We start from the raw sequence: 2,648 nt of genomic DNA, 5'->3' as shown, positions 1-2,648 counted from the left end.
TCCCAGCCCTCGCCCCCGAACGTCAGCCGCCACCCGTTCAGCCAGCCGGTGGCACGCAGCGGCGAGTGCGGAGCACGGCGGGACATCAGCCGCGCGTCGAGGTTGCCGGCGTACGCGGCGTAGAGCGACATGGGGGAAGGGTACGGCAGCCGGGACGGGGGTCACGCCGGTGACGGCGGCGCCACGGGTGGGCCCCCGGACGGTCGCACGGTGAGGTGTGCGGGACAATGGAGTACGTGACTCGGATCGTGATCATCGGTGGCGGACCCGGCGGATACGAAGCGGCGCTGGTCGCCGCGCAGCTCGGCGCGGAGGTGACCGTCGTCGACTGCGACGGTCTGGGCGGGGCGTCGGTGCTGACCGACTGCGTGCCGTCGAAGACCCTGATCGCCACGGCCGAGGTGATGACCACCTTCGACTCCTCCTACGAGGAGCTGGGCATCATCGTCGCCGACGACACCCCGCCCATGGAGCAGGCCGCCCGGGTGGTGGGCGTGGACCTGGGCAAGGTCAACCGGCGGGTGAAGCGGCTCGCCCTGGCCCAGTCGCACGACATCACCGCGTCCGTGACCCGGGCCGGCGCGCGCGTGCTGCGCGGACGCGGGCGCCTGGAGGGCATGCAGGCGCTCGACGGGTCGCGCAAGGTCGTGGTGCGCGCCGCCGACGGGACCGAGGAGACGCTGGTCGCCGACGCGGTGCTCATCGCCACCGGCGGACACCCGCGGGAGCTGCCCGACGCCCGGCCCGACGGCGAGCGGATCCTGAACTGGACCCAGGTGTACGACCTGAACGAGCTCCCCGAGGAACTCATCGTGGTCGGCTCCGGTGTCACGGGCGCCGAGTTCGCCGGCGCCTACCAGGCGCTCGGTTCCAAGGTGACGCTGGTGTCGTCGCGCGACCGGGTGCTGCCGGGCGAGGACCCGGACGCCGCCGCGGTGCTGGAGGACGTCTTCCGCCGGCGCGGCATGAACGTCATGGCGCGTTCGCGCGCGCAGTCCGCGAAGCGGGTCGGGGACCGGGTGGAGGTGACCCTCGCCGACGGGCGGGTGATCACCGGCTCGCACTGTCTGATGGCCGTCGGCGCCATCCCCAACACCGAGGGCATGGGCCTGGAGGAGGCCGGGGTCCGGCTGCGGGACTCCGGGCACATCTGGACCGACAAGGTGTCCCGGACCACGGCCCCGGGCGTGTACGCCGCCGGTGACGTGACCGGTGTGTTCGCGCTGGCCTCGGTGGCCGCCATGCAGGGCCGCATCGCCGTGTACCACTTCCTCGGCGACGCGGTCGCCCCGCTGAACCTGAAGACCGTCTCGTCGAACGTCTTCACCGACCCCGAGATCGCCACCGTCGGGTACACCCAGGCCGACGTGGACGGCGGCAAGATCGACGCCCGGGCCGTGAAGCTGCCGCTGCTGCGCAACCCCCGCGCGAAGATGCAGGGCATCCGCGACGGCTTCGTCAAGATCTTCTGCCGGCCGGGCACCGGCATCGTGGTGGGCGGCGTCGTCGTCGCACCGCGCGCCTCGGAACTCATCCACCCCATCTCGATCGCGGTCGACAACAATCTGACGGTGGAACAGATCGCGAACGCCTTCACGGTCTACCCCTCCCTGTCGGGCTCGATCGCCGAAGTGGCACGCCAGTTGCACACCCGGAAGACGGGCGGCGAGGCCTGACCGGCCGGAAACGGCTCCCACCGCCCGTCGTGAGGTGCCGGCCGTGCGGCCGGCACGAGCGACGGGACCAGGCTCTATACCACTTGGCGTGGTTCCGTGCGAACAACTTCTGCTATTCAGCGCAAACTGCTGAAAGCAGACGGTCGTCGGCGTTACTGTCAGTTTCGTGTTCGCTGCAGAACGTCGCCAATTGATCCTCGAAATGGTGCGAGCGAACGGGGCCGTGTCGCTCCGTGAACTCGCCCGCGTCGTCCAGACCTCCGAAGTGACCGTACGGCGGGACGTGCGCGCGCTGGAGGCAGAAGGACTCCTCGACCGCCGGCACGGCGGTGCGGTACTGCCGGGCGGGTTCACGCGAGAGTCCGGTTTTCCGCAGAAGTCACATCTCGCGACCGCGGAGAAGACCGCCATCGCCGACCTCGCCGCGAACTTCGTGGAGGAGGGCGAGGCCATCGTGGTCGGCGCGGGCACCACCACGCAGGAGCTGGCGCGCCGGCTGGCCCGGGTGCCCGGGCTGACCGTCGTCACCAACTCCCTGCTGGTCGCCCAGGCCCTGGCCCACGCCAACCGGGTGGAAGTCGTGATGACCGGAGGTACGCTCCGCGGCTCGAACTACGCCCTGGTCGGCAGCGGTGCCGAGCAGTCCCTCCAGGGGCTGCGGGTGTCCCGGGCCTTCCTGTCCGGGAGCGGTCTGACCGCCGAGCGGGGGCTCTCCACGTCCAACATGCTGTCGGCGTCGGTCGACCGGGCGCTGGTGCAGGCGGCGTCGGAGGTGGTGGTCCTCGCCGACCACACCAAGCTCGGCACGGACACCATGTTCCAGACCGTGCCCACGGACCTCATCACCCGCCTCGTGACGGACGAGCCGCCCGCCCACGACGACCGCGCGGCCACCGAGCTCCAGGCGCTCGCCGACCAGGGCGTGCAGATCGCCGTCGCCGGGGCGCCGGGGGGGCCGGCGGGCTCGGGGGG

2 protein-coding genes and 1 pseudogene are annotated in these 2,648 nt (G+C 71.6%); 2 read left to right on the top strand and 1 reads right to left on the bottom strand.

The window, feature by feature from the left end:
- Positions 1-131, bottom strand: a pseudogene (locus tag B7L92_RS30705) (gamma-glutamylcyclotransferase); the annotation flags it as partial.
- A gap of 96 nt (positions 132-227) precedes the next feature.
- Here B7L92_RS30705 and B7L92_RS30700 point away from each other — a divergent pair.
- Together B7L92_RS30700 and B7L92_RS30695 are read left to right on the top strand one after the other, a co-directional pair.
- On the top strand, positions 228-1,676 hold the full coding sequence (locus tag B7L92_RS30700) for an NAD(P)H-quinone dehydrogenase (RefSeq protein ID WP_081240604.1): 1,449 nt from the start codon (positions 228-230) through the stop codon (positions 1,674-1,676).
- 202 nt (positions 1,677-1,878) lie between these two features.
- Positions 1,879-2,648 (top strand): DeoR/GlpR family DNA-binding transcription regulator (locus B7L92_RS30695; protein ID WP_255311212.1); only part of this gene is annotated, 770 nt, incomplete at its 3' end.

Source organism: Streptomyces viridosporus (assembly GCF_002078235.1).
Taxonomy (GTDB): Bacteria; Actinomycetota; Actinomycetes; order Streptomycetales; family Streptomycetaceae; genus Streptomyces; species Streptomyces viridosporus.
Note: the sequence above shows the minus strand (reverse complement) of the source record. Positions and strands in the feature narration are given on the sequence as shown.

What these genes read in the sequence shown, in the direction of transcription:
- B7L92_RS30700 (WP_081240604.1), top strand. Translation starts at nt 228, where the DNA reads ATGGAGTACGTGACTCGGATCGTGATCATCGGTGGCGGACCCGGCGGA.